The organism is Mixta mediterraneensis, assembly GCF_014946725.1.
Lineage (GTDB): Bacteria > Pseudomonadota > Gammaproteobacteria > Enterobacterales > Enterobacteriaceae > Pantoea > Pantoea mediterraneensis.
In genome coordinates, this window is record NZ_JACFXY010000006.1 from 1 (window position 1) to 19,169 (window position 19,169).

Sequence of the window (19,169 nt, forward strand, 5' to 3'; positions counted from 1 at the left end):
TCCGGGAGAAGTGGAGCCATTTTCTCCCAGAGTTCATCGCTGATCTGCCACTTGTTGCCCGCCATACTTCGCCCTCAAAAATTGCCATTATTTACGATCTGACAATTCCTTTTGGGATAGGTTCTTAGTGAAAATAATTATTATAAAACAATGAAACAAAAAAAAGACCGAATACGATTCCTATATTCGGTCCAGGGAAATGGCTCTCAAAGAGCCGTGCGCTAAAAGTTGGCATTAATGAAGGCAGTTTCGCCTTACCCCTTAAGATTAGAACAGGGTGATAGATTTTCCAGCTAGCCAGGTTTTGATCAGGAAAAAGGAGGGCTGTTTGTGATCCGAACGGCAGAAATGGCATGAAACAAGGGCAGCATGGCTGCCGCCCCTCCAATTTACTTATTACACAGCGCCTGGGTGCGCTCGATAATCGGTTGCAGACTCATCATTTTGCCTGGATTCGCTTTGTCCTCAATTTGAATCACGCTAATCGGCTGAGCTTTTACCTGGCCCGCTTTAAAATGCGCATCAGCAAGCTCGTTTAAAGGGTATTGCATCAGCGTGCCGGGATTAATAGCGAATAGCGAACCATCTTTTTCGCAAGTCAGCATCACTTCTTCACGGTTAAAGGGCCACTTATCTTTACCGATCTCGAAGCGGCTAACCGTAATAATTTCAGCCGCCAGCGCCTGACCGCATACAGATAACAGCAAAATAGCGGGGATCACTTTCTTCAGCAAAATAGCCTACCTTGTACTCGTTCAATTTAATCATATTCAGGCTGGTGAAAGCGTAGCAAATACGCTGACCAGTCCAGTTACTCCGCATGCCAGCAGTAACTCAAACTGTGTCATACGAATAAATTTTTGTTGCGTGTCACTTCCTGCCAGGTGAAAGCGCGGCACGAGCCAGTAACGGTTTATTAAGGCCACCAGCACCATCACTGCCACCAGAGATACCTTCACTGAGAGCAACAACAGGTAAAGATTGTCGCGCCACACCAGGGGCCAGGCGACAATGAACAGGCTGTTGACCAGGCCGGTTAGCAATGCCAGCGCCACCGCCAGATGACCATAGCGGGAAAATCGCATCATAGTGAGAATAGCGTCAGCGCGGCGATCAATCTGGCGCGTATCTCGCATCAGCAACAACAATGGTAATAAGCCACCCGCCCAAAAAGACGAGGCGACCAGATGCAACGCATGATTGACTTGTTGTAGCACGCCGCCGGTAAAACCGTCGTGCATCGCAGCGTGTCCTGTCAGGGCCAGACATAGTAACTGCCCTATCCCGGACAGCAACAAACCTTGTTGGCGCAGCCGCCCGCGTAGCAACATCATTAAACACGCGCCCAGCGCAAATCCAATTTCCCACTGCCACACCATGCCAAATCGAGTGCCCAGCACGGCTAACCAGGTAACGCCATCGTTGAGATTATGCCAGTCGCCACTCATCAATACATTTTGCGTGGCCAGCATGGCCAGTGCGCTCAATAATGCCAGGCCGGCGCTGATTTGCAACAATAGCTGCATACGGATCGCCAGCACACGACGATAAGAGACGGGGGCCAGCAGTGCAGTGTAAAAGGCACTGCCTGTCAGCCCCATCACGGCGATAAAATGCAGCATCCGCAGCAAAATCCACAACGTTGTCACAAATCACTTCACGCTGAAGCGGTAGCTTCCTTTAGTTTTATGCCCATCAACCGACAACACATGCCAGTTCACCTGATAGCTTCCCGCTGCAAGCGGCTGCGCGAGATCGACAATCAGCCGGTTATGCTGTTTCGCATCCAGCCTGGTTTTTTCACCAGCGACGGGCTTTTGCTGTGCATCAACAATCTCAACCCCGCTAAATGCCGCTTCGACGTTTTCAGTAAAACTCAGCGTCAATGTCCGGGTGGATTGCGTCACATCGGTGTTGGCTGCTGGCATTGATGATGTCAGGTGGGCGTGTGCACAAGCCAACTGGCTAAAAGCTAACGCGCTGGTAGCAATCAGGGACATTGCCACACGTGAGGCGAGTTTTTTTTGCATGAGATCATCCTTTTAACCGCAGCTATCGCTGCAAACGTGGCGCAAGGATACGCTGCTGTTTTTAAGGTGTCGAGACCAGCGGTGCGATCCTTTACTCTTGATTCAGACGGGGGAAAACATTACTTTTGCCCGACATCATCAGGAGAACACCATGAGTCACAACCTTGCCCTGCTGTCGCAGGAAGAGAAAGACAAAGTGAACGTCGATTTAGCTGCAGCGGGTGTGGCGTTCAAAGAGCGCTATAACATGCCAGTCGTGGCCGAAATGGTCGCGAATGAGCAGCCTGAAGCGCTGCGCGACTGGTTCCGTCAGCGTTTGATGCATTACCGCCAGGCATCGCTGAGCCTGTCTCGCCTGCCCTACGAACCGAAGCAGAAATAGTTATGTTGCGAGTGATTGATACTGAAACCTGCGGCTTACAAGGCGGCGTGGTAGAGGTCGCATCGGTCGATGTCATCGACGGGCAGATCGTAAATCCCATGAGTGATTTGATTTCACCCGATCGTCCCATCAGCCGCCAGGCGATAGCGGTGCATCGCATCACCGAGGCGATGGTCGCTGGCAAACCGACAATTGAGCAGGCGATCGGTCGTTATCATGGCAGTCCGTTTTATGTGGCGCATAATGCCAGTTTTGATCGGCGTATGCTGCCGGAAATGCATGGCGAATGGATCTGCACAATGACGCTGGCTCGCCAGCTGTGGCCGGGCATTAAATATGGCAACCAGGCGTTGCGGCATAGCCTGAAGCTTGACGTTACCCCCCCGGATGATCTCCATGCGCACCGCGCACTTTACGACTGTTATGTCACCGCCGCGCTATTGATCCGCATTATGGCAATATCTGGCTGGGATACGACGCAAATGGCGCAGCGTTGCCAGCCAGCGAAACAGTCCGACGACGTGCTGCCGTTTGGCAAATACCGTGGTCAGCCCGTTGCGGTCATCGCAAAGAAAGATCCGGGGTACCTGAAATGGATGCTGGATAACGTCAAAGATTTACGCCCACCGTTGCGGCAGGCGCTACGTAAATATCTCAGTCAGCTTCAGTAATCGCGGGTGTCAGGCAAACTGCCCTGCGCTAATGCGATAATAAAAGTCAGCTCCATCGCCACGCCTTCATAGGCCTTATAGCGACCTGATTTACCGCCATGCCCGGAATCCATGTCGGTACACAGCAGCAGTAAATTATCGTCGGTTTTCATTTCTCTTAGCTTCGCCACCCATTTAGCCGGTTCCCAGTATTGCACCTGGGAATCGTGTAAGCCGGTGGTGACAAGCAAATGCGGATAGGCTTTCGCTTCGACGTTATCATACGGGCTGTACTGCCTGATGTAGCGATAATATTCCTCGTCATCAGGGTTGCCCCACTCATCGTATTCGCCCGTGGTTAACGGGATGGATTCGTCGAGCATGGTGGTGACGACATCCACGAACGGCACCTGTGCGATCACGCCGTGAAAACACTGTGGCGCCAGATTGATCACCGCTCCCATTAACAATCCACCCGCGCTGCCTCCCATGGCATACAATCGCTCAGGATGCGCGAAGCCGCGTTTGACCAGGGCCTGGGTGACATCGATAAAATCGGTAAAACTGTTCATCTTATTCAGCAGGCGCCCGCCATCGTACCATTGCTGGCCCAGCTCGCCGCCGCCGCGAACCTGTACCAGCGCATAGACAAAACCGCGGTCCAGCAGGCTCAGACGACTGACGCTAAAATCCGCATCCATGTTACTACCATAAGCGCCATAGCCGTATACCAGCATCGGATTCTTCCCTGGCTGGTAGTGTTTGCGGTGATAAACCAGCGATACCGGCACTTCGGTGCCGTCAGTAACGGTAATCCAGTGGTGTTCGCTTTTATAATCATCCGCATTGAAATTGCCGACCACGCTTTGTTTAAGAACGCGGCGTTCGCCGGTATCCATATCCAGCTCAAACAGAGTCGTAGGGGTGGTCATTGATGAATAACCATAACGCAGTTTACTGGTGCGTGGTGAAGGGTTATAGGCCAGCCAGGTTACATAGGTCGGATCGTCGAACGCGATACCACTGGTTTCGCCGCTGCTCCAGTTTATTTGCCGCAAGCTGGTTAAGCCGCGTTGCCGTTCCTCCACGACCAGCCAGTCACGGAAGAGCTGGAAATCTTCCATGACGACATGGTCACGTGCCGGAATAATGGTTTCCCAGCGCGCCTTAGCCAGATAACGGGAACGATACAAACCGAAATTTTTGCCGTCGCGATTGGAGCGAATAAAGAACTGATGCTCGTAGTGATCAAGGCTATATTCATGGTCTTTACGACGTGGCAAAAATACCTGCGGCTGCGCATCAGGAAAACCGGCATCAAGCAGCTGTATTTCACTGGTTGTGGTGCTGTAAAGCGCTATCAGAATAAACTGTTTAGAGGTGGTTTTATGCACGCTAAGATGATAGGTGTCATCCTTCTCTTCATAGATTAACTGATCGTCAGCCTGCGATGTCCCGAGATCGTGCCGCCAGACCTGATAAGAAAGCAGAGTTTGTGGATGCTTTTGCACGTAATATACGGTGCGCGAGTCATTGCCCCAGGCAAAGCTGGAAGAGGCGTTACTTAATACTTCGGGATACCAGCTACCGCTTTGCAGGTTACGAAAGCGAATGCCATATTGGCGACGTGAAAGGAAATCCTCCGCCAGCGCCATTACCTTATTATCCGGGCTGATGTGCAACGCGCCCATGGTATAAAACTCACTGTGTGAGGCGCGCTGGTTGGCATCAAGCAATAGCGTCCATTCCTCTTCCGCTTCGCTGTTGGCCGGTTGGCGATAATAGGCCGCATATTCGTTGCCGCTTTCGTAGCGACTTTGATAACGGTAACCATTTTTAACATAAGGAACGGAATGGTCTTGCGGTGGCAAGCGGTCAACGATCTCTTTAAGAATACTGTCCTGCAATGGCTGCTGTGATGCCATGATTTTTCTGCCGTAATTATTTTCGGCACGCAGGTAATCAAGTACATCGCTGTTTTCACGTTTATCATCACGCAGCCAGTAATAATTATCGATACGCGTTTCGCCATGCAGCGACATTTCATAAGGGATTTTATTTGCGATGGGTGCTTTCATGACATCCGTCTCCGTGAAAGTAATGTCCTGTAAGCGTGGCATCTCTGACCGAAGATGCCAAGCGGAGACCGATAACCGAAGCGGCAAAAAGGCCACATCTGCCCCTCAGAAATAACTTAACTGGCGGAGAAGCGGGCTTGTTCGCCCTGCTCTCTTTTTGCCTGTTATCACAGCTCACCTATGGGCTTTTCTTCAGTGCCGATTGGATCTGTTGCCATTAGTGATTTATCCACGCCTGTTCGTGTGGTTAGCCAACAGCTCTGACGAAACGGGCCTGAGAAAATGACAGAGCAGGCAAAGCAAGAAAAGCCATCCGTGACGGAAGGATGAGAACGCAAACGTTTTCGTTTATACTGCGCGCGCATTTTTGTGACTGTTTAGGTGGAATAATGACGACCCTCGGAACTGCGCTGCGCCCTGCTGCGACGCGTGTGATGTTGTTAGGCTCAGGCGAGCTGGGTAAAGAAGTCGCGCTGGAATGCCAGCGTTTAGGTGTAGAAGTGATTGCGGTTGATCGTTACGCCGATGCACCTGCGATGCACGTTGCGCATCGTAGCCACGTCATCAATATGCTGGATGGCGATGCGCTGGCAGCACTTATCGCCCAGGAAAAACCGGACTTTTTGGTGCCGGAAATCGAGGCCATTGCCACAGAAAAGCTGGTTGAGCTGGAACAGCCTGGCCAGCGCGTCGTGCCGACGGCTCGTGCCGCGCGGCTGACCATGAACCGTGAAGGCATTCGCCGCCTTGCGGCTGAAGAGCTGGCACTGCCCACCTCCCGCTATCGCTTCGCCGACAGCAAAGCCACTTTTGATGCTGCAGCCACTGAGATCGGTTTCCCGTGTATCGTTAAGCCGGTAATGAGCTCATCCGGTAAAGGCCAGAGCTTTATTCGCGAAGCCAGCCAGCTGGACCAGGCCTGGGCGTATGCGCAGCAAGGCGGACGTGCCGGTGCCGGTCGCGTCATCGTTGAAGGTGTGGTGAAGTTTGATGTTGAAATTACTCTGCTGACCATTAGCGCGGTGGATGGCATTCACTTTTGCGCCCCCATTGGTCATCGTCAGGAAGAGGGTGACTACCGTGAATCCTGGCAGCCACAGCAGATGAGCGATAAAGCGCTAGAACAGGCGCAAGACATCGCTGAAAAAGTGATAAAAGCTTTAGGGGGATATGGCCTGTTTGGCGTTGAGCTGTTTGTTTGTGGTGATGAGGTGGTGTTCAGTGAAGTCTCGCCGCGTCCGCACGATACCGGCATGGTGACGCTGATTTCGCAGGATCTGTCGGCGTTCGCTCTGCATGTACGCGCTTTCCTGGGCCTGCCGGTTGGCGGCATTCGCCAGTATGGCCCGTCGGCATCCGCCGTGATCCTGCCACAACTAGTCAGCCAGAACGTACAGTTCGTAAATGTGGAAGCGGCGCTGGGCGCGGGTTTGCAGGTGCGTCTGTTTGGTAAGCCCGCTATTGATGGACAACGCCGTTTAGGTGTGACGCTGGCCAGTGGCGATACCACCGACCAGGCGATTGCACGTGCTGTAGCCAGCGCGGCGTCGATCAAGGTCCAGGGTTAACTCTGATGCGGTGAGCAGAGGTTCACCGCACTTCGGTTATTGAGCGCCTTCTACCGCTTCACGCGCCAGCTTAGTGATTCGATCCCAGTCGCCCGTCTCCAGCGCATCATTTGGCACCAGCCACGAGCCACCAATGCACAGCACACTTTTCAGCGCCAGGTAATCGCGATAGTTAGCGGGTGAAATGCCGCCGGTTGGGCAGAAACGCACCTGCGGGAAAGGCCCACCGATCGCCTGTAACGCTTTTACACCCCCATTCGCTTCTGCCGGGAAAAACTTAAATTCGCGCAGCCCATAATCCATACCGGTCATCAGTTCAGAAACCGTGCTGATACCAGGAATGAGCGGCACTGGGCCTTCAACCGCCGCTTTCAGCAAAGATTCGCTAATCCCAGGACTAATGATAAACTGGGCACCCGCTTCGGTAACTTCCTGCAACTGCTGAGTATTAATCACCGTACCCGCTCCTACAATCGCTTCCGGGACCGCTTTAATCATCGCCCGCAAAGCATCCATTGCCACCGGGGTGCGCAGCGTCACTTCCAGTACTTTTACTCCGCCTGCCACCAGCGCTTTCGCCATCGGCACCGCGTGTTCCAGCTTGTTCACTACGATAACCGGCACGACTGGTCCGGTTTTGAGAATCTGTTCTGCACTCGTTGTCCAGTTTTTCATCACTTCCCCTTGCTTGATAATGCCGGGATTAACGTTCCGACACAGGCGCGTCGGCGCTAACCCTGTAAATTAGCGCATCTACCATACATGATAAGCTTCGCAGGCGTCTATTGAACTACGATGTTTTTGAAACGCCAGTTCAATTTCTCAGGATGATAACAGAGACAAAAAGGCCCGCTCATGGCGGGCCAGATTATTTCAGTTATTCGAACTCATTCCAGGAACGTCCATCGCGAGTAATCATAGCAACGGAAGCCACCGGTCCCCATGTTCCCGCCTGGTAAGGCTTAGAGGAGTCGCCATCAGCGGCCCAGGCATTAACAATTGAGTCTACCCACGTCCAGGCTGCTTCCACTTCGTCACGACGTACGAACAGAGCCTGGATGCCACGCATGGTTTCTAACAGCAGACGTTCATAGGCATCCGCCAGATGCGACTGGTTAAACGTTTCGGAATAACTCAGATCCAGCTTGGTAGTTTGCAGTTTGTGCTTGTGATCAAGACCCGGTACTTTGTTCAGAATCTCAATATCTACGCCTTCATCCGGCTGTAAACGGATGGTCAGCTTGTTCTGTGGCAGCTCTGAATAGGAGTCCTTAAACAGGTTCATCTCAGGATTTTTGAAATACACAACCACTTCAGAACATTTGGTTGGCAGGCGCTTGCCGGTTCGCAGGTAGAACGGTACTCCCGCCCAACGCCAGTTATCAATATCAACGCGGATTGCCACAAAAGTTTCGGTCGCGCTGGTTTTATTCGCGCCCTCTTCTTCCAGATAACCGGGGACTTTTTTGCCCTGAACAAAGCCGGCGGTGTATTGCCCGCGCACGGTTTTATCGCGCACGTTGGTTTGATCGATACGGCGCAGCGAGCGCAGGACTTTTACTTTCTCGTCACGGATGCTGTCTGCGCTGAGATCTGACGGCGGTGACATCGCAATCATCGTCAGGATTTGCAGCAAATGGTTCTGGATCATGTCGCGCATCTGACCGGCTTTGTCGAAGTAACCCCACCGACCTTCGATACCCACCTCTTCCGCCACGGTAATCTGCACGTGATCAATGGTGCGATTGTCCCAGTTGTTGACAAAAATGGAGTTCGCAAAACGCAGCGCCAGCAGATTCAGGACCGTCTCTTTTCCAAGGTAGTGGTCAATACGGAAAACCTGGCTCTCTTCAAAGTATTTTCCCACGCTGTCGTTAATTTCTTGCGAGGTTTCCAGTGACGTGCCAAGCGGTTTTTCCATTACCACGCGTGCCGGTTTAGCATTAAGTTTTGCCGTGCCCAGACCCTGACAAATCGCGCCAAACGTGCTTGGCGGCATGGCGAAATAGTTAATGGTGGTACGATTTTTTTGATCGAGCATTTTGCCCAGTTTCGGGAAATGCGAGGTGTCATTAACGTCGAGGTTGCAGAAGTCAAGACGGCCGCTGAGCTTATCCCATAGCGCTTCGTCTATTTTCTCCTTCATGAAGGTTTCCAGCGCTTCACGTACCACTCTGGTGTATTCTGCTTTATCCCATTCGGCGCGACCTACGCCAATAATGCGCGTCTCTTCATGGATCTGACCTGCTTTTTCCAGCTGATACAGTGAAGGCAACAGTTTACGGCGCGCAAGATCGCCTTTGGCACCGAAAATCACCAGATCGCATGCCTGGGCTGTTTGTGTTACCGCCATTTTCCTCTCCTCGTTGCAGGATAGCCCCGGTGGCGATGCGTCCTCAGCAACCGGGTCCATGTTGTAATTTTCTTTCAGCACAATGTACTTTTTTCCCCGAGCCAGGTAAACCGGCTCGCTGTCGTCAACCGGAATAACTCTGTACCGGATTGCGGCTGCATGTGTGTTGACGCGTGCGCTTTACGCGTTTTTTCTATGTCAGAGCTTGTCCAGATAAAACTTCCACCGGATCACATGCTGCTAAAAAAACCCTATCAAGCGTCTCCGGTATGGCAGGTTGTTAGTGCTTAACGCAATATATTCCCTGTTAATCGCATCAAGCGACAGTAATAATTGAAATCGATAAAAGTGATGATACTCATCGGGTTATGCCAGTGCTGGGTAAACGCAGGGCGCGCAGCTGGCTGCGCTAAGTAACTCTGAACATAAAGTCATCTTCTCGTGGCGCCGCAAAATCAGTCCATTCCCGTATTGCTACGCTGGCACAGGCCGCCGACATCAGCGAGCCTTTTGCCATCGTCTGGGTATGCGTGGTTTTGATTTCAGGTTTCATCTGGTACAGCGCCAGGCAACCGTTGGATAAATAGTGATGTGGAAAAAAGGATGTTGAAAGCGGCAACCATTAAATTTTCGATGCGGCGCTTGTCGGCTGCAACAGCACGTAATCATCGGGATCTGCCCACCATGCGACAAATGGACACACCTGACACGGCACATAAACTGGCGTGCTTCGGCCCTGGCATTTCGGCAGTGAGGGCTTATGACGATTTTTGCATGTTAATTTGCCTGTCATCGGGTCGGGCGATATTGTGATCCAGCGCATGAGTTGTATAAATAGTCGTCCAGCCGACGTATTTGTTCTTATTTCGCATACTGGGCGCCCACAAAATATGGTAGAACTGGCTCGCCTGGCCCGTGTAAACGGTTCCACCGTTATTGCCATCGCCTCTCCCGACTCACCTCTTGCCCAATACGCCATCCAGGCTTTGGTGCCTGATGTGCCGGGAGATACGATGTCTGTTGGCCGAGGGTATCGCGCCTGGCGCAATTAACCGTGATCGATTTTTTAGCTACCGGTTTCTCCCTTGAGCGCGGTGTACCGTTCCGGGATGCTCTAAACGAGTAAAGTAGCGCTTATGGCAGGGAGATTCTGCTTGTAACCGCGTCCAATAAAAAAATTAACAGCACATTTACATATGTGCGTCGTATCACACCGCATCGATCATATAAAATAAATGACCACACCATGTCCAAACGAAGGGACATGCTAATTTGTTAACGGAGTCCTTCATGTCAAGACGTCTCAGAAGAACCAAGATCGTTACAACCCTCGGCCCGGCTACCGATCGCGATAACAACCTCGAAAAAATCATTGCTGCTGGTGCGAACGTTGTTCGTCTTAATTTCTCCCACGGCACGCCAGAAGATCACCAAATGCGTGCCGACAAAGTCCGTGAAATTGCTGCTAAACTGGGCCGCCATGTGGCCATTCTCGGCGACCTTCAAGGGCCGAAAATACGTGTATCGACCTTCAAAGAAGGTAAAGTTTTCCTGAATATTGGCGACCGCTTCCTGCTTGATGCCAGCCTGGGTAAAGGCGAAGGCGATAAAGAGCGTGTTGGCATTGATTACAAAGGGTTACCTGCTGACGTGGTGCCGGGCGATATTTTGTTGCTTGACGACGGTCGTGTACAGCTAAAAGTGCTTGAAGTTCAGGACATGAAAGTGTTTACCGAAGTCACCGTTGGTGGCCCGTTGTCGAACAATAAAGGCATCAACAAACTGGGCGGTGGGCTGTCAGCGGAAGCGCTGACTGAAAAAGACAAAGCGGATATTCTCACCGCTGCAAAAATCAAGGTTGATTACCTGGCCATTTCTTTCCCACGCAGTGGTGAAGATATGCATTACGCTCGCCGACTGGCGCGCGAGGCGGGTTGCGAAGCCAGGCTGGTTGCAAAGGTTGAACGTGCTGAAGCCGTAGCCAGCCAGGAAGCCATGGATGACATCATTCTGGCATCCGATGTGGTGATGGTCGCGCGTGGCGACCTGGGCGTGGAGATTGGCGATCCTGAGCTGGTGGGTATTCAGAAAGCCTTGATACGTCGTGCGCGTCAGTTAAACCGAACCATCATTACCGCCACACAGATGATGGAATCAATGATTACGAATCCAATGCCAACCCGCGCCGAAGTGATGGACGTGGCTAACGCTGTGCTGGATGGTACCGATGCGGTCATGCTTTCCGCTGAAACGGCTGCGGGTCAGTATCCCGCTGAAACCGTTTCCGCAATGGCAAAAGTGTGTTTAGGCGCGGAAAAAATTCCAAGCGTGAACGTATCGAAACACCGTTTAGAAGTGCAGTTCGATAACATTGAAGAAGCCATTGCGATGTCTGCTATGTATGCGGCAAACCATTTGCAAGGCGTCACCGCAATTATCACTATGACTGAGTCAGGTCGTACCCCGTTAATGACTTCACGTATTACCTCCGGCCTGCCAATCTTCGCCATGTCACGTCACGAACGTACGCTGAATCTGACAGCACTTTATCGTGGTGTGACGCCCGTGTTTTTCGACAGCAATAACGATGGGGTTGCTGCGGCCCATGACGCCGTAAAACTGCTGCGTGACAAGGGTTTCCTGGTTTCCGGTGATTTAGTGATTGTGACGCAAGGCGACGTGATGGGCGCTACCGGTACCACCAACACCAGCCGTGTATTGCGCGTGGATTAATTTCCTGTCGCTGACAGCGACTGTATCAATCGGATAACGCGACTGCCTGACAGTCGCGTTTTTATTTTCTGACAAGGAGGCCAGATGGTTCGCTTTCAACCTGTCAGCCAACTGAGCGGGCGCAGTTTACTGTTTCCACTGGCGTTGGTTCTGTTTGAATTTGCGACTTATATCGCGCATGACATGATTCAGCCAGGCATGTTGATCGTCACGGATGAATTTCATGTCGGCCCGGAATGGATTTCTACTTCTTTGACGGCTTATCTGCTGGGGGGCGTGGTACTGCAATGGCTGCTGGGACCACTTTCTGACAAGTTTGGTCGTCGCCCTATTATGCTGTCTGGCATACTGTTTTTTGCGGCGGCCTGCATTCTGACAACCTGGGTTAACGATATTCAACAATTCGTCGGGTTGCGCTTCATACAGGGCATCAGTCTGTGCTTCATCGGCGCGGTCGGCTATGCCGCTATTCAGGAAGCGTTCGACGAGGCATTAGCCGTCCGCATGATGGCATTGATGGCGAACGTCGCGTTACTCGCGCCACTGGCCGGGCCGCTGGCTGGCGCCGCATGGTTAACCCTCGGCGGCTGGCGCAGTATGTTTTGGCTGTTCGCAGCCTGTAGCATCCTGGCTTTTCTCGTGTTGTGGCGCGTAATGCCAGAAACCGCGGGGGATCGCAGCCACTCCGTCTCGTTACCCAGTCTGGCCCGCAGTTATGCGCGACTGGCGAAAGATCGTCAGGTGATATACGGATCGTTCGCCATTGGGCTCGTGTTTATTCCCATCCTGACGTGGGTGGCGCTGTCGCCAGTGATCCTAATGCACGACGAAGGCCTGTCGCGTATGCAATATGCTCTGCTGCAACTGCCTGTTTTTCTGGCGATGATTGGAGGCAATCTGACCCTGAGTAAGCTTGCAGGGCGCGTACCGATTGAACAACCCGTAAAATTTGCCACATGGCCGATTTTGCCTGGTTTAGGGCTGGCGTTAATGGCCAGTTTGCTGCATAGCCATAGCTATCTGTTACTGACTGCCGGGCTGAGCCTGTACGCGTTTGGTGCTGGTATGGTGAATGCGGGTTTGTATCGCTTAACGCTGTACGCCAGCAGTGAAGGAAAAGGCAGCGTAGCGGCCATGCTTGGCATGATTAGTATCATCACATTCGCTATCGGGATCGAACTGGCGAAAAGCGGCTACTTCAGTGGCGGCACGCTGTGGTTTAGTCTGGTTAACTTTGCCAGTGGCGTGCTGTGGTTTGGTCTGGTGTTGCTCTTTCTGCGTGAGCGCAAACGCCGCGCGCAGTTGATGTCGCTATAAACACAAGGCCGCTTTTATGCGGCCTTGGGCTATTTACGCGGATAAAGCTCTTTACGCTTATAAGGTTCGATGTCGCCCTCTTTTCGCGTTTTAAACAACTTTAATATCCAGGTATATTGTTCTGGATGGGGCCGCACAAACACTTCGACTTCTTCATTCATACGACGTGCCAGTTGGCGATCGTCGGCTTCGAGCAAATCATCCATCGGCGGTCGCACATAAATTTCAAGCTTGTGCGTTTTCTCGTTATATACCGGAAACAGCGGCACAACGCGTGCACGACACACTTTCATTAAACGCCCAACCGCTGGTAAGGTCGCTTTGTACGTGGCAAAGAAATCGACAAATTCGCTATGTTCTGCGCCATGATCCTGATCAGGAAGATAGTAGCCCCAATACCCCTGACGCACAGAACTAATAAAAGGTTTGATGCCGTCATTACGCGCATGCATACGACCACCAAAGCGGCGACGTACCCGGTTCCATACATAGTCCAGTAGCGGATCACTTTGGTTGTGAAACATTGCCGCCATTTTTTGGCCTTCGGAGGCCAGCAGCATGGCGGGAATATCCACCGCCCAACCGTGCGGCACCAGAAAAATGACGTTCTGCTTTTCTGTCTGCATCTGATCGATAATTTCACGACCGTGCCATTCAACACGCGGACGGATACGGGCAGGATCGCGCATCCCGAGTTCCGCCATCATAGCCATCGCTTGTGGCGCGGTAGCAAACATGCGCTCCACAATTTCAGCGCGCTGCGTTTCGCTCAGTTCAGGCAAGCAATAACAGAGATTGATCAGCGCCCGACGTCGCGCGCCTTTGGCAAGCTTCCCGCCAAATTTTCCCAATCTGCCTAAAATCGGGTCGCGCACTTTTGCTGGCAGTCTCGCCATGCCCGCTAACGCACCAATCGCTAGCCAGCTACCCCAGTATTTAGGTTTAAGGAATGAACGTTCAAAAACGGGAATAAACTCAATGTTATTTTTTTTACGGGTTTCCATGCACTCGCCTCAATCAATGACCGGCTAATGATAATGTCGATGTGCAAATTTGCAATCATCCCGCAATAGATATGAAAAAACCGACAGCCTGGCCGTCGGTTTTTGCATTACTACAAAGGAAACGCTTATTTCAGGCTTAATTGTGGTAACCAGGATTTAACTTGTGCTAAGTACTGGGTACGATCTTTGCCGGTCAGCCCTTCCATACGCGGCAGTTTCGCCGTCAATGGGTTTACCGCCTGGTTGTTAATCCAGATTTCAAAATGCAAATGAGGTCCGGTTGAACGCCCCGTATTGCCTGATAAACCAATGCGATCGCCACGCTTCACTTTCTGGCCCGGTTTTACCAATACCTTCTTCATGTGCATGTAACGGGTCATATACTGGCGACCGTGGCGGATTGCCACATAGTTGCCCGCTGCGCCGCCGTTTTTCGCAACCACGATCTCGCCATCACCGACCGCCAGTACCGGCGTGCCAATTGGGAGAGCGAAATCGACACCTTTGTGAGGCGCGATACGTCCAGTAACCGGATTAAGCCGGCGCGGATTAAAATTAGATGAAACGCGATACTGTTTCACGGTTGGAAAGCGCATAAAACCACGCGCCAACCCGGCTGCATTACGGTCATAAAACTTGCCATCTTCGGCGCGGAAAGCGTAATAATCTTTTCCACCGGTATGCAAACGCACACCTAACAGCTGGCTTTGAGCGCTTTTACCGTCCAGCATTTCGCGTGACATCAGCACGCTAAACTGATCGCCCGCGCGCAGTTTGCGGAAATCCATTTGCCATTGCAGCGCTTTAATTACGCTGCTGATTTCAGCACTGCTTAATCCGGCACGCTGGGCGCTGGCAGCAAAACTGCCCCGCACTTCGCCCTGCAATACGTTGTTTTTCCATTCACCCTTCTGCAGCTCAGTCTGCATTTTGAAGCCACCTTTATCGGTGCGCTCGTAGGTGCGGGTTTCACGGCGGGAAATTTCCCAGCTCAACGTTTGTAGGCTGCCATCGTCAGCCAGCGTCCAGCTGAGTTGCTGCCCGACCTGTAAGGTACGCAGATCGCGATCGCTGGCAACCAAAGCAGTAATATCACCAATATCAATGCCATATTGGTTGAGCGCGCTACTTAATGTATCGCCAGATGAGACGGTATAGTCATGGACGCCGCTGGTTTCAGGCACCTCTTTATCCATGTCATCCGCAGGCAGTTCTTCGTCTGGTTCCGGTGTGCTTTGATCGATCGGCTCACTGGCTTCCGGCAACAGCGTACGAAGCTCATTTTTATCCAGCTCGATGGTTTTGACAATCGGCAACACATCATCGGTAGGATGATAAACATAAGGCCGCCAGACGGCGACGGCCAGAGTTACAACAGTTAATGAACCCAGCATTACGCGGTGGGGGCGCGGCAAATTATTAAATGCGAGGGCGACAGAGCGGGCTATCTGCTGCACTTTTACCTATTCCTCTAAGCTCCTTTCAGGCAGGTTGCATACTGGCTCGACAGTTGTGAGAGGAACTTCACATAGCTGTCTTTAGATAAGCTGATGTCTGTACCGAGCGGGTCCAGCGTGCCTTTACGCACCTGTGTCCCCCTGGCTACAGCATCGATGACTGCCGGCCTGAATTGTGGCTCAGCAAAGACGCAAACGGCCTTCTGCTCAACCAACTGTGTTCGTATTTGATGTAAACGCTGTGCGCCCGGTTGGATCTCAGGATTTACGGTAAAATGCCCGGTAGGCGTCAGACCGTAATAGTGCTCAAAGTAGGTATAAGCGTCGTGAAAAACGAAATATCCTTTGTTCCTGACCGGAGCAAGTTGCGCGCCAATGCGTTTGTCCGTAGCGGCTAATTCTGCCTCAAAATGCTGCAGGTTAGCGTCAAGTTTGGCTTTGTCTTGCGGCATAAGTTCCAATAATTTTTCATGGATTGCAACCGCGGTTTTCCTTGCTATCTCTGGGGACATCCACAGGTGCATATTAAACTGTCCATGATCATGATGATGCGCAGACGCGTCATGGTCTTCGGATTTTTCTGGCCCGTGCCCGTCATGAGGGTGGTCATCATCATCATCTCCACTCATCAGCAACGCATTCACCCCTTGTATATCGGCAATCGCCAGGTTTTTTTTAGCAGGTAATTCAGCGACGGATTTGCTCATGAAGGCTTCCATACTGGGGCCTACCCAAACCACTAAGTCCGCGGATTTTATGCGTTTTGCATCTGAAGGACGTAACGAATAGTCATGCTCTGAAGCCCCATCCGGCAGCAGCACGTCAACAGGCGTGACGCCATCGGCAATAGCAGAGGCGATAAACCCTACAGGCTTGATCGAAGCAACAATACTGGCATGAGCCGGAAGCGCGATTGATGCGGCGAAAGAGAAGGCTGAAAAGGCGAAGAACAGGCCCTTTTTTTTATGTAACATAATGCGACTTTCCATCGTGAGCAAGTGATGGGGTGTGATATTATAACATTCTAAATTCTGTGCAACCTGTAAATACTATGTCCTCACTCGTCACACTTGAAAACGTATCGGTAAAATATGGGCAGCGCGCCGTATTATCAGGCATCACTCTGGCTTTACAGCCGGGCCGCATTCTTACTTTGCTCGGCCCTAACGGAGCAGGTAAATCTACGCTGGTGCGGGTAGTCTTAGGGCTTCTTACGCCTGATGCCGGGAACGTCCAGCGAACCGCGGATCTACGCATCGGCTATGTGCCACAAAAATTGCACATAGACCCTACTCTGCCGGTCACGGTTGAACGCTTTATGCGCCTGTCACGCAACAGCAGAATGGCAGATATTTTGCCGGCGTTAAAACGCGTTCAGGCCGGTCATCTGCTTAAATCGCCGCTGCAAAAGCTTTCCGGCGGGGAAACCCAGCGCGTCTTGCTGGCACGCGCCCTGCTCAATCAGCCCCGGTTATTAGTCCTTGATGAGCCAACGCAAGGTGTGGACGTGAATGGTCAGGTCGCGCTGTATGATTTGATTGATCAGCTGCGTCATGAACTGAATTGCGGCGTGCTGATGGTGTCTCATGACCTGCATTTAGTCATGGCAAAAACCGATGAAGTGTTATGCCTGAACCATCACATTTGCTGTTCAGGCACGCCGGAAGCGGTATCGCAGCATCCTGAATTTATCGCTATGTTCGGCCCGCGCGAAGCGCAGCAGCTGGCTATTTATCGTCATCACCATAACCACCGTCACGATCTTCAGGGACGTATCGTTTTACGCAGGGGACAAGGACCATCATGATTGAGTTATTATTACCTGGCTGGTTAGGTGGCGTCATGTTAGCGCTGGCGGCTGGCCCACTGGGTTCGTTTGTCGTCTGGCGTAAAATGTCTTATTTTGGCGATACGTTAGCTCACGCATCGCTGCTTGGTGTGGCGTTTGGTTTGCTGCTTAACGTGAATCCATATTATGCCATCATTACGGTTACCGTTTGTCTGGCGCTGGGTTTAATCTGGCTGGAGCGCCGCCCCCACCTTGCCATTGATACGCTGCTGGGCATCATGGCGCACAGCGCACTCTCCTTAGGTCTGGTGGTGGTCAGCCTGATGTCAAACGTTCGCGTTGATTTAATGGTATACCTGTTTGGCGATCTGCTGGCGGTCACGCCAGACGATTTGTGGACCCTGGGCGCTGGCGTATTCTTGGTGTTGGCGGTGATGGCGTGGCAATGGCGGTCACTGTTGTCGATGACCATCAGCCCAGAACTGGCGCAAGTCGATGGTGTAAACATTCAATGTACGCGTTTAGTCTTGATGCTCGTCACGGCGCTGACGATTGGTGTGGCGATGAAGTTTGTTGGTGCGCTGATAATCACTTCGCTATTGATCATTCCCGCCGCCACAGCGCGCCGCTTTGCCCGTTCGCCTGAGCAGATGGCAGGCATTGCGGTAATTGTCGGAATTATAGCGGTGACAGGCGGCCTCACTTTTTCTGCCTTTTATGACACGCCTGCTGGTCCTTCTGTCGTATTGTGCGCCGCTATTCTGTTTATCATCAGCATGATACATAAACCGGCGGTGTGATCAGGACTCTCGCGTAATGCCAAAATGGCGGTAAGCATGCTGCGTGGCCATCCGGCCACGTGGCGTGCGCTGAATAAAGCCTTGCTGGATCAGGAAGGGTTCAATTACATCCTCAATCGTTTCACGCTCTTCGCCAATGGCAGCGGCAAGGTTATCCAGGCCAACCGGGCCACCGGTAAATTTATCGATGATTGCCAGCAGCAGTTTGCGGTCCATGTAATCAAAGCCTTCGCTGTCAACATTCAGCATGTCAAGCGCGCTACATGACACCTCTCCGCTTAAATTACCGTTGGCGCGCACTTCAGCAAAATCACGTACGCGTCGCAGCAAACGGTTAGCAATACGCGGTGTGCCCCGTGAACGACGCGCAATTTCCAGCGCTCCTTCCTCACTCAACGCCAGATCTAAACAGGCTGCGCTGCGGCTGACAATATGCTGCAGATCGTTGACCTGATAAAACTCCAGCCGCTGCACAATACCGAAGCGATCGCGCAGCGGCGATGTCAGCGAGCCCGCCCGCGTTGTCGCACCGATCAGGGTAAAGGGGGGTAAATCAATTTTGATTGAACGCGCAGCCGGCCCTTCGCCAATCATGATGTCCAGCTGATAATCCTCCATTGCAGGATAGAGCACCTCTTCCACAACCGGCGATAAGCGATGGATTTCATCAATAAACAGTACATCATGGGGTTCAAGGTTGGTCAGCATGGCGGCCAGATCGCCAGCCTTTTCAAGTACCGGGCCAGAAGTCGTCCGTAGGTTAACGCCCATTTCATTGGCGACGATATTTGCCAGCGTGGTTTTACCTAATCCTGGCGGCCCAAAAATCAGTAAATGATCAAGCGCATCACCACGCAGTTGCGCCGCTTTGATGAAAATTTCCATCTGCTCACGTACCTGTGGCTGTCCGACGTACTCAGCCAGCAGTTTAGGACGAATCGCGCGATCAATACTTTCTTCTTCATTAACGCTGGCAGCAGAGACCAGGCGATCGGCTTCTATCATGAA

General features: G+C 52.1%; 19 protein-coding genes. 8 read left to right on the forward strand and 11 right to left on the reverse strand.

The window, feature by feature from the left end; translation table 11 throughout:
• Positions 1-389 precede the first annotated feature (389 nt).
• Genes H2P46_RS11880 through copC form a run of 3 tightly spaced genes read right to left on the reverse strand, consistent with a single transcriptional unit; the run spans position 390 to position 2,030 of the window.
• A complete protein-coding gene (locus H2P46_RS11880) occupies positions 390-737 on the reverse strand; it encodes a DUF2511 domain-containing protein (RefSeq protein WP_193405516.1) in 348 nt (115 codons plus the stop codon).
• Between the two features lie 33 nt (positions 738-770).
• Positions 771-1,649, reverse strand: coding sequence for a copper homeostasis membrane protein CopD (gene copD / locus H2P46_RS11885; RefSeq protein ID WP_193405269.1), 879 nt, complete (start codon positions 1,647-1,649; stop codon positions 771-773).
• Positions 1,650-1,652: 3 nt separating this feature from the next.
• The gene (gene copC, locus H2P46_RS11890; protein WP_193405270.1) at positions 1,653-2,030 is read right to left on the reverse strand and encodes a copper homeostasis periplasmic binding protein CopC; all 378 of its coding nucleotides are present in this window, start codon (positions 2,028-2,030) and stop codon (positions 1,653-1,655) included.
• Positions 2,031-2,181: 151 nt separating this feature from the next.
• On the opposite strand from copC, the gene H2P46_RS11895 reads away from it, so the two are divergent.
• Positions 2,182-2,412, forward strand: a complete 231-nt coding sequence (locus tag H2P46_RS11895) for a DNA polymerase III subunit theta (protein ID WP_193405271.1) — start codon at positions 2,182-2,184, stop codon at positions 2,410-2,412.
• 2 nt (positions 2,413-2,414) lie between these two features.
• Positions 2,415-3,083, forward strand: a complete 669-nt coding sequence (gene exoX / locus H2P46_RS11900; RefSeq protein ID WP_193405272.1) for an exodeoxyribonuclease X — start codon at positions 2,415-2,417, stop codon at positions 3,081-3,083.
• Here the strand turns inward: exoX and H2P46_RS11905 are convergent.
• Positions 3,077-5,140 carry a prolyl oligopeptidase family serine peptidase gene (locus H2P46_RS11905; RefSeq protein ID WP_193405273.1) on the reverse strand — a complete coding sequence of 688 codons (2,064 nt, stop codon included), beginning with the start codon at positions 5,138-5,140 and terminating at the stop codon, positions 3,077-3,079. The genes exoX and H2P46_RS11905 overlap by 7 nt on opposite strands.
• Before the next feature lie 389 nt (positions 5,141-5,529).
• Here H2P46_RS11905 and purT point away from each other — a divergent pair, with 389 nt between their 5' ends.
• Complete coding sequence (gene purT / locus H2P46_RS11910; RefSeq protein WP_193405274.1) at positions 5,530-6,708, forward strand: formate-dependent phosphoribosylglycinamide formyltransferase; 1,179 nt, start codon at positions 5,530-5,532, stop codon at positions 6,706-6,708.
• Positions 6,709-6,744: 36 nt separating this feature from the next.
• Here purT and H2P46_RS11915 read toward each other — a convergent pair whose 3' ends face one another.
• The 3 genes from H2P46_RS11915 to H2P46_RS23520 form a co-directional block, all read right to left on the reverse strand.
• Positions 6,745-7,383 (reverse strand): bifunctional 4-hydroxy-2-oxoglutarate aldolase/2-dehydro-3-deoxy-phosphogluconate aldolase, encoded by a 639-nt coding sequence (locus H2P46_RS11915; protein ID WP_193405275.1) that lies wholly within the window; start codon positions 7,381-7,383, stop codon positions 6,745-6,747.
• 202 nt (positions 7,384-7,585) lie between these two features.
• Positions 7,586-9,061 (reverse strand): glucose-6-phosphate dehydrogenase, encoded by a 1,476-nt coding sequence (zwf, locus tag H2P46_RS11920; protein WP_193405276.1) that lies wholly within the window; start codon positions 9,059-9,061, stop codon positions 7,586-7,588.
• 409 nt (positions 9,062-9,470) lie between these two features.
• Positions 9,471-9,614 (reverse strand): hypothetical protein, encoded by a 144-nt coding sequence (locus tag H2P46_RS23520; RefSeq protein ID WP_193405277.1) that lies wholly within the window; start codon positions 9,612-9,614, stop codon positions 9,471-9,473.
• Between the two features lie 268 nt (positions 9,615-9,882).
• Between H2P46_RS23520 and H2P46_RS23525 the strand changes: the two genes are divergently transcribed.
• The 3 genes from H2P46_RS23525 to H2P46_RS11940 all read left to right on the forward strand — a co-directional run bounded on the left by H2P46_RS23525 (position 9,883) and on the right by H2P46_RS11940 (position 13,111).
• Positions 9,883-10,113 (forward strand): SIS domain-containing protein, encoded by a 231-nt coding sequence (locus H2P46_RS23525; protein WP_476738970.1) that lies wholly within the window; start codon positions 9,883-9,885, stop codon positions 10,111-10,113.
• Between the two features lie 238 nt (positions 10,114-10,351).
• Complete coding sequence (pyk, locus tag H2P46_RS11935) at positions 10,352-11,794, forward strand: pyruvate kinase (protein ID WP_193405278.1); 1,443 nt, start codon at positions 10,352-10,354, stop codon at positions 11,792-11,794.
• Positions 11,795-11,878: 84 nt separating this feature from the next.
• On the forward strand, positions 11,879-13,111 hold the full coding sequence (locus H2P46_RS11940; RefSeq protein WP_193405279.1) for an MFS transporter: 1,233 nt from the start codon (positions 11,879-11,881) through the stop codon (positions 13,109-13,111).
• 29 nt (positions 13,112-13,140) lie between these two features.
• On the opposite strand, the gene lpxM is transcribed toward H2P46_RS11940, so the two are convergent.
• The 3 genes from lpxM to znuA all read right to left on the reverse strand — a co-directional run bounded on the left by lpxM (position 13,141) and on the right by znuA (position 16,546).
• Positions 13,141-14,115, reverse strand: coding sequence for a lauroyl-Kdo(2)-lipid IV(A) myristoyltransferase (gene lpxM, locus H2P46_RS11945; RefSeq protein ID WP_193405280.1), 975 nt, complete (start codon positions 14,113-14,115; stop codon positions 13,141-13,143).
• A gap of 125 nt (positions 14,116-14,240) precedes the next feature.
• Positions 14,241-15,572, reverse strand: a complete 1,332-nt coding sequence (gene mepM, locus H2P46_RS11950; RefSeq protein ID WP_193405281.1) for a murein DD-endopeptidase MepM — start codon at positions 15,570-15,572, stop codon at positions 14,241-14,243.
• A 14-nt stretch (positions 15,573-15,586) separates the two neighbouring features.
• Positions 15,587-16,546 carry a zinc ABC transporter substrate-binding protein ZnuA gene (gene znuA / locus H2P46_RS11955; RefSeq protein ID WP_193405282.1) on the reverse strand — a complete coding sequence of 320 codons (960 nt, stop codon included), beginning with the start codon at positions 16,544-16,546 and terminating at the stop codon, positions 15,587-15,589.
• 77 nt (positions 16,547-16,623) lie between these two features.
• On the opposite strand from znuA, the gene znuC reads away from it, so the two are divergent.
• Together znuC and znuB are read left to right on the forward strand one after the other, a co-directional pair.
• A complete protein-coding gene (gene znuC, locus H2P46_RS11960; RefSeq protein WP_193405283.1) occupies positions 16,624-17,379 on the forward strand; it encodes a zinc ABC transporter ATP-binding protein ZnuC in 756 nt (251 codons plus the stop codon).
• Complete coding sequence (gene znuB / locus H2P46_RS11965) at positions 17,376-18,161, forward strand: zinc ABC transporter permease subunit ZnuB (RefSeq protein ID WP_193405284.1); 786 nt, start codon at positions 17,376-17,378, stop codon at positions 18,159-18,161. Before znuC ends, znuB begins: the two co-directional genes overlap by 4 nt.
• On the opposite strand, the gene ruvB is transcribed toward znuB, so the two are convergent.
• On the reverse strand, positions 18,162-19,166 hold the full coding sequence (gene ruvB, locus H2P46_RS11970; protein ID WP_193405285.1) for a Holliday junction branch migration DNA helicase RuvB: 1,005 nt from the start codon (positions 19,164-19,166) through the stop codon (positions 18,162-18,164).
• Positions 19,167-19,169 lie beyond the last annotated feature (3 nt).

Coding starts and splice junctions, on each gene's coding strand:
- H2P46_RS11905 (WP_193405273.1), bottom strand. CDS start 5,140: ATGAAAGCACCCATCGCAAATAAAATCCCTTATGAAATGTCGCTGCAT.
- pyk (WP_193405278.1), top strand. CDS start 10,352: ATGTCAAGACGTCTCAGAAGAACCAAGATCGTTACAACCCTCGGCCCG.
- lpxM (WP_193405280.1), bottom strand. CDS start 14,115: ATGGAAACCCGTAAAAAAAATAACATTGAGTTTATTCCCGTTTTTGAA.
- H2P46_RS23525 (WP_476738970.1), top strand. CDS start 9,883: ATGAGTTGTATAAATAGTCGTCCAGCCGACGTATTTGTTCTTATTTCG.
- zwf (WP_193405276.1), bottom strand. CDS start 9,061: ATGGCGGTAACACAAACAGCCCAGGCATGCGATCTGGTGATTTTCGGT.
- H2P46_RS11895 (WP_193405271.1), top strand. CDS start 2,182: ATGAGTCACAACCTTGCCCTGCTGTCGCAGGAAGAGAAAGACAAAGTG.
- H2P46_RS11915 (WP_193405275.1), bottom strand. CDS start 7,383: ATGAAAAACTGGACAACGAGTGCAGAACAGATTCTCAAAACCGGACCA.
- znuA (WP_193405282.1), bottom strand. CDS start 16,546: ATGTTACATAAAAAAAAGGGCCTGTTCTTCGCCTTTTCAGCCTTCTCT.
- exoX (WP_193405272.1), top strand. CDS start 2,415: ATGTTGCGAGTGATTGATACTGAAACCTGCGGCTTACAAGGCGGCGTG.
- copC (WP_193405270.1), bottom strand. CDS start 2,030: ATGCAAAAAAAACTCGCCTCACGTGTGGCAATGTCCCTGATTGCTACC.
- znuC (WP_193405283.1), top strand. CDS start 16,624: ATGTCCTCACTCGTCACACTTGAAAACGTATCGGTAAAATATGGGCAG.
- H2P46_RS23520 (WP_193405277.1), bottom strand. CDS start 9,614: ATGAAACCTGAAATCAAAACCACGCATACCCAGACGATGGCAAAAGGC.
- ruvB (WP_193405285.1), bottom strand. CDS start 19,166: ATGATAGAAGCCGATCGCCTGGTCTCTGCTGCCAGCGTTAATGAAGAA.
- purT (WP_193405274.1), top strand. CDS start 5,530: ATGACGACCCTCGGAACTGCGCTGCGCCCTGCTGCGACGCGTGTGATG.
- znuB (WP_193405284.1), top strand. CDS start 17,376: ATGATTGAGTTATTATTACCTGGCTGGTTAGGTGGCGTCATGTTAGCG.
- H2P46_RS11940 (WP_193405279.1), top strand. CDS start 11,879: ATGGTTCGCTTTCAACCTGTCAGCCAACTGAGCGGGCGCAGTTTACTG.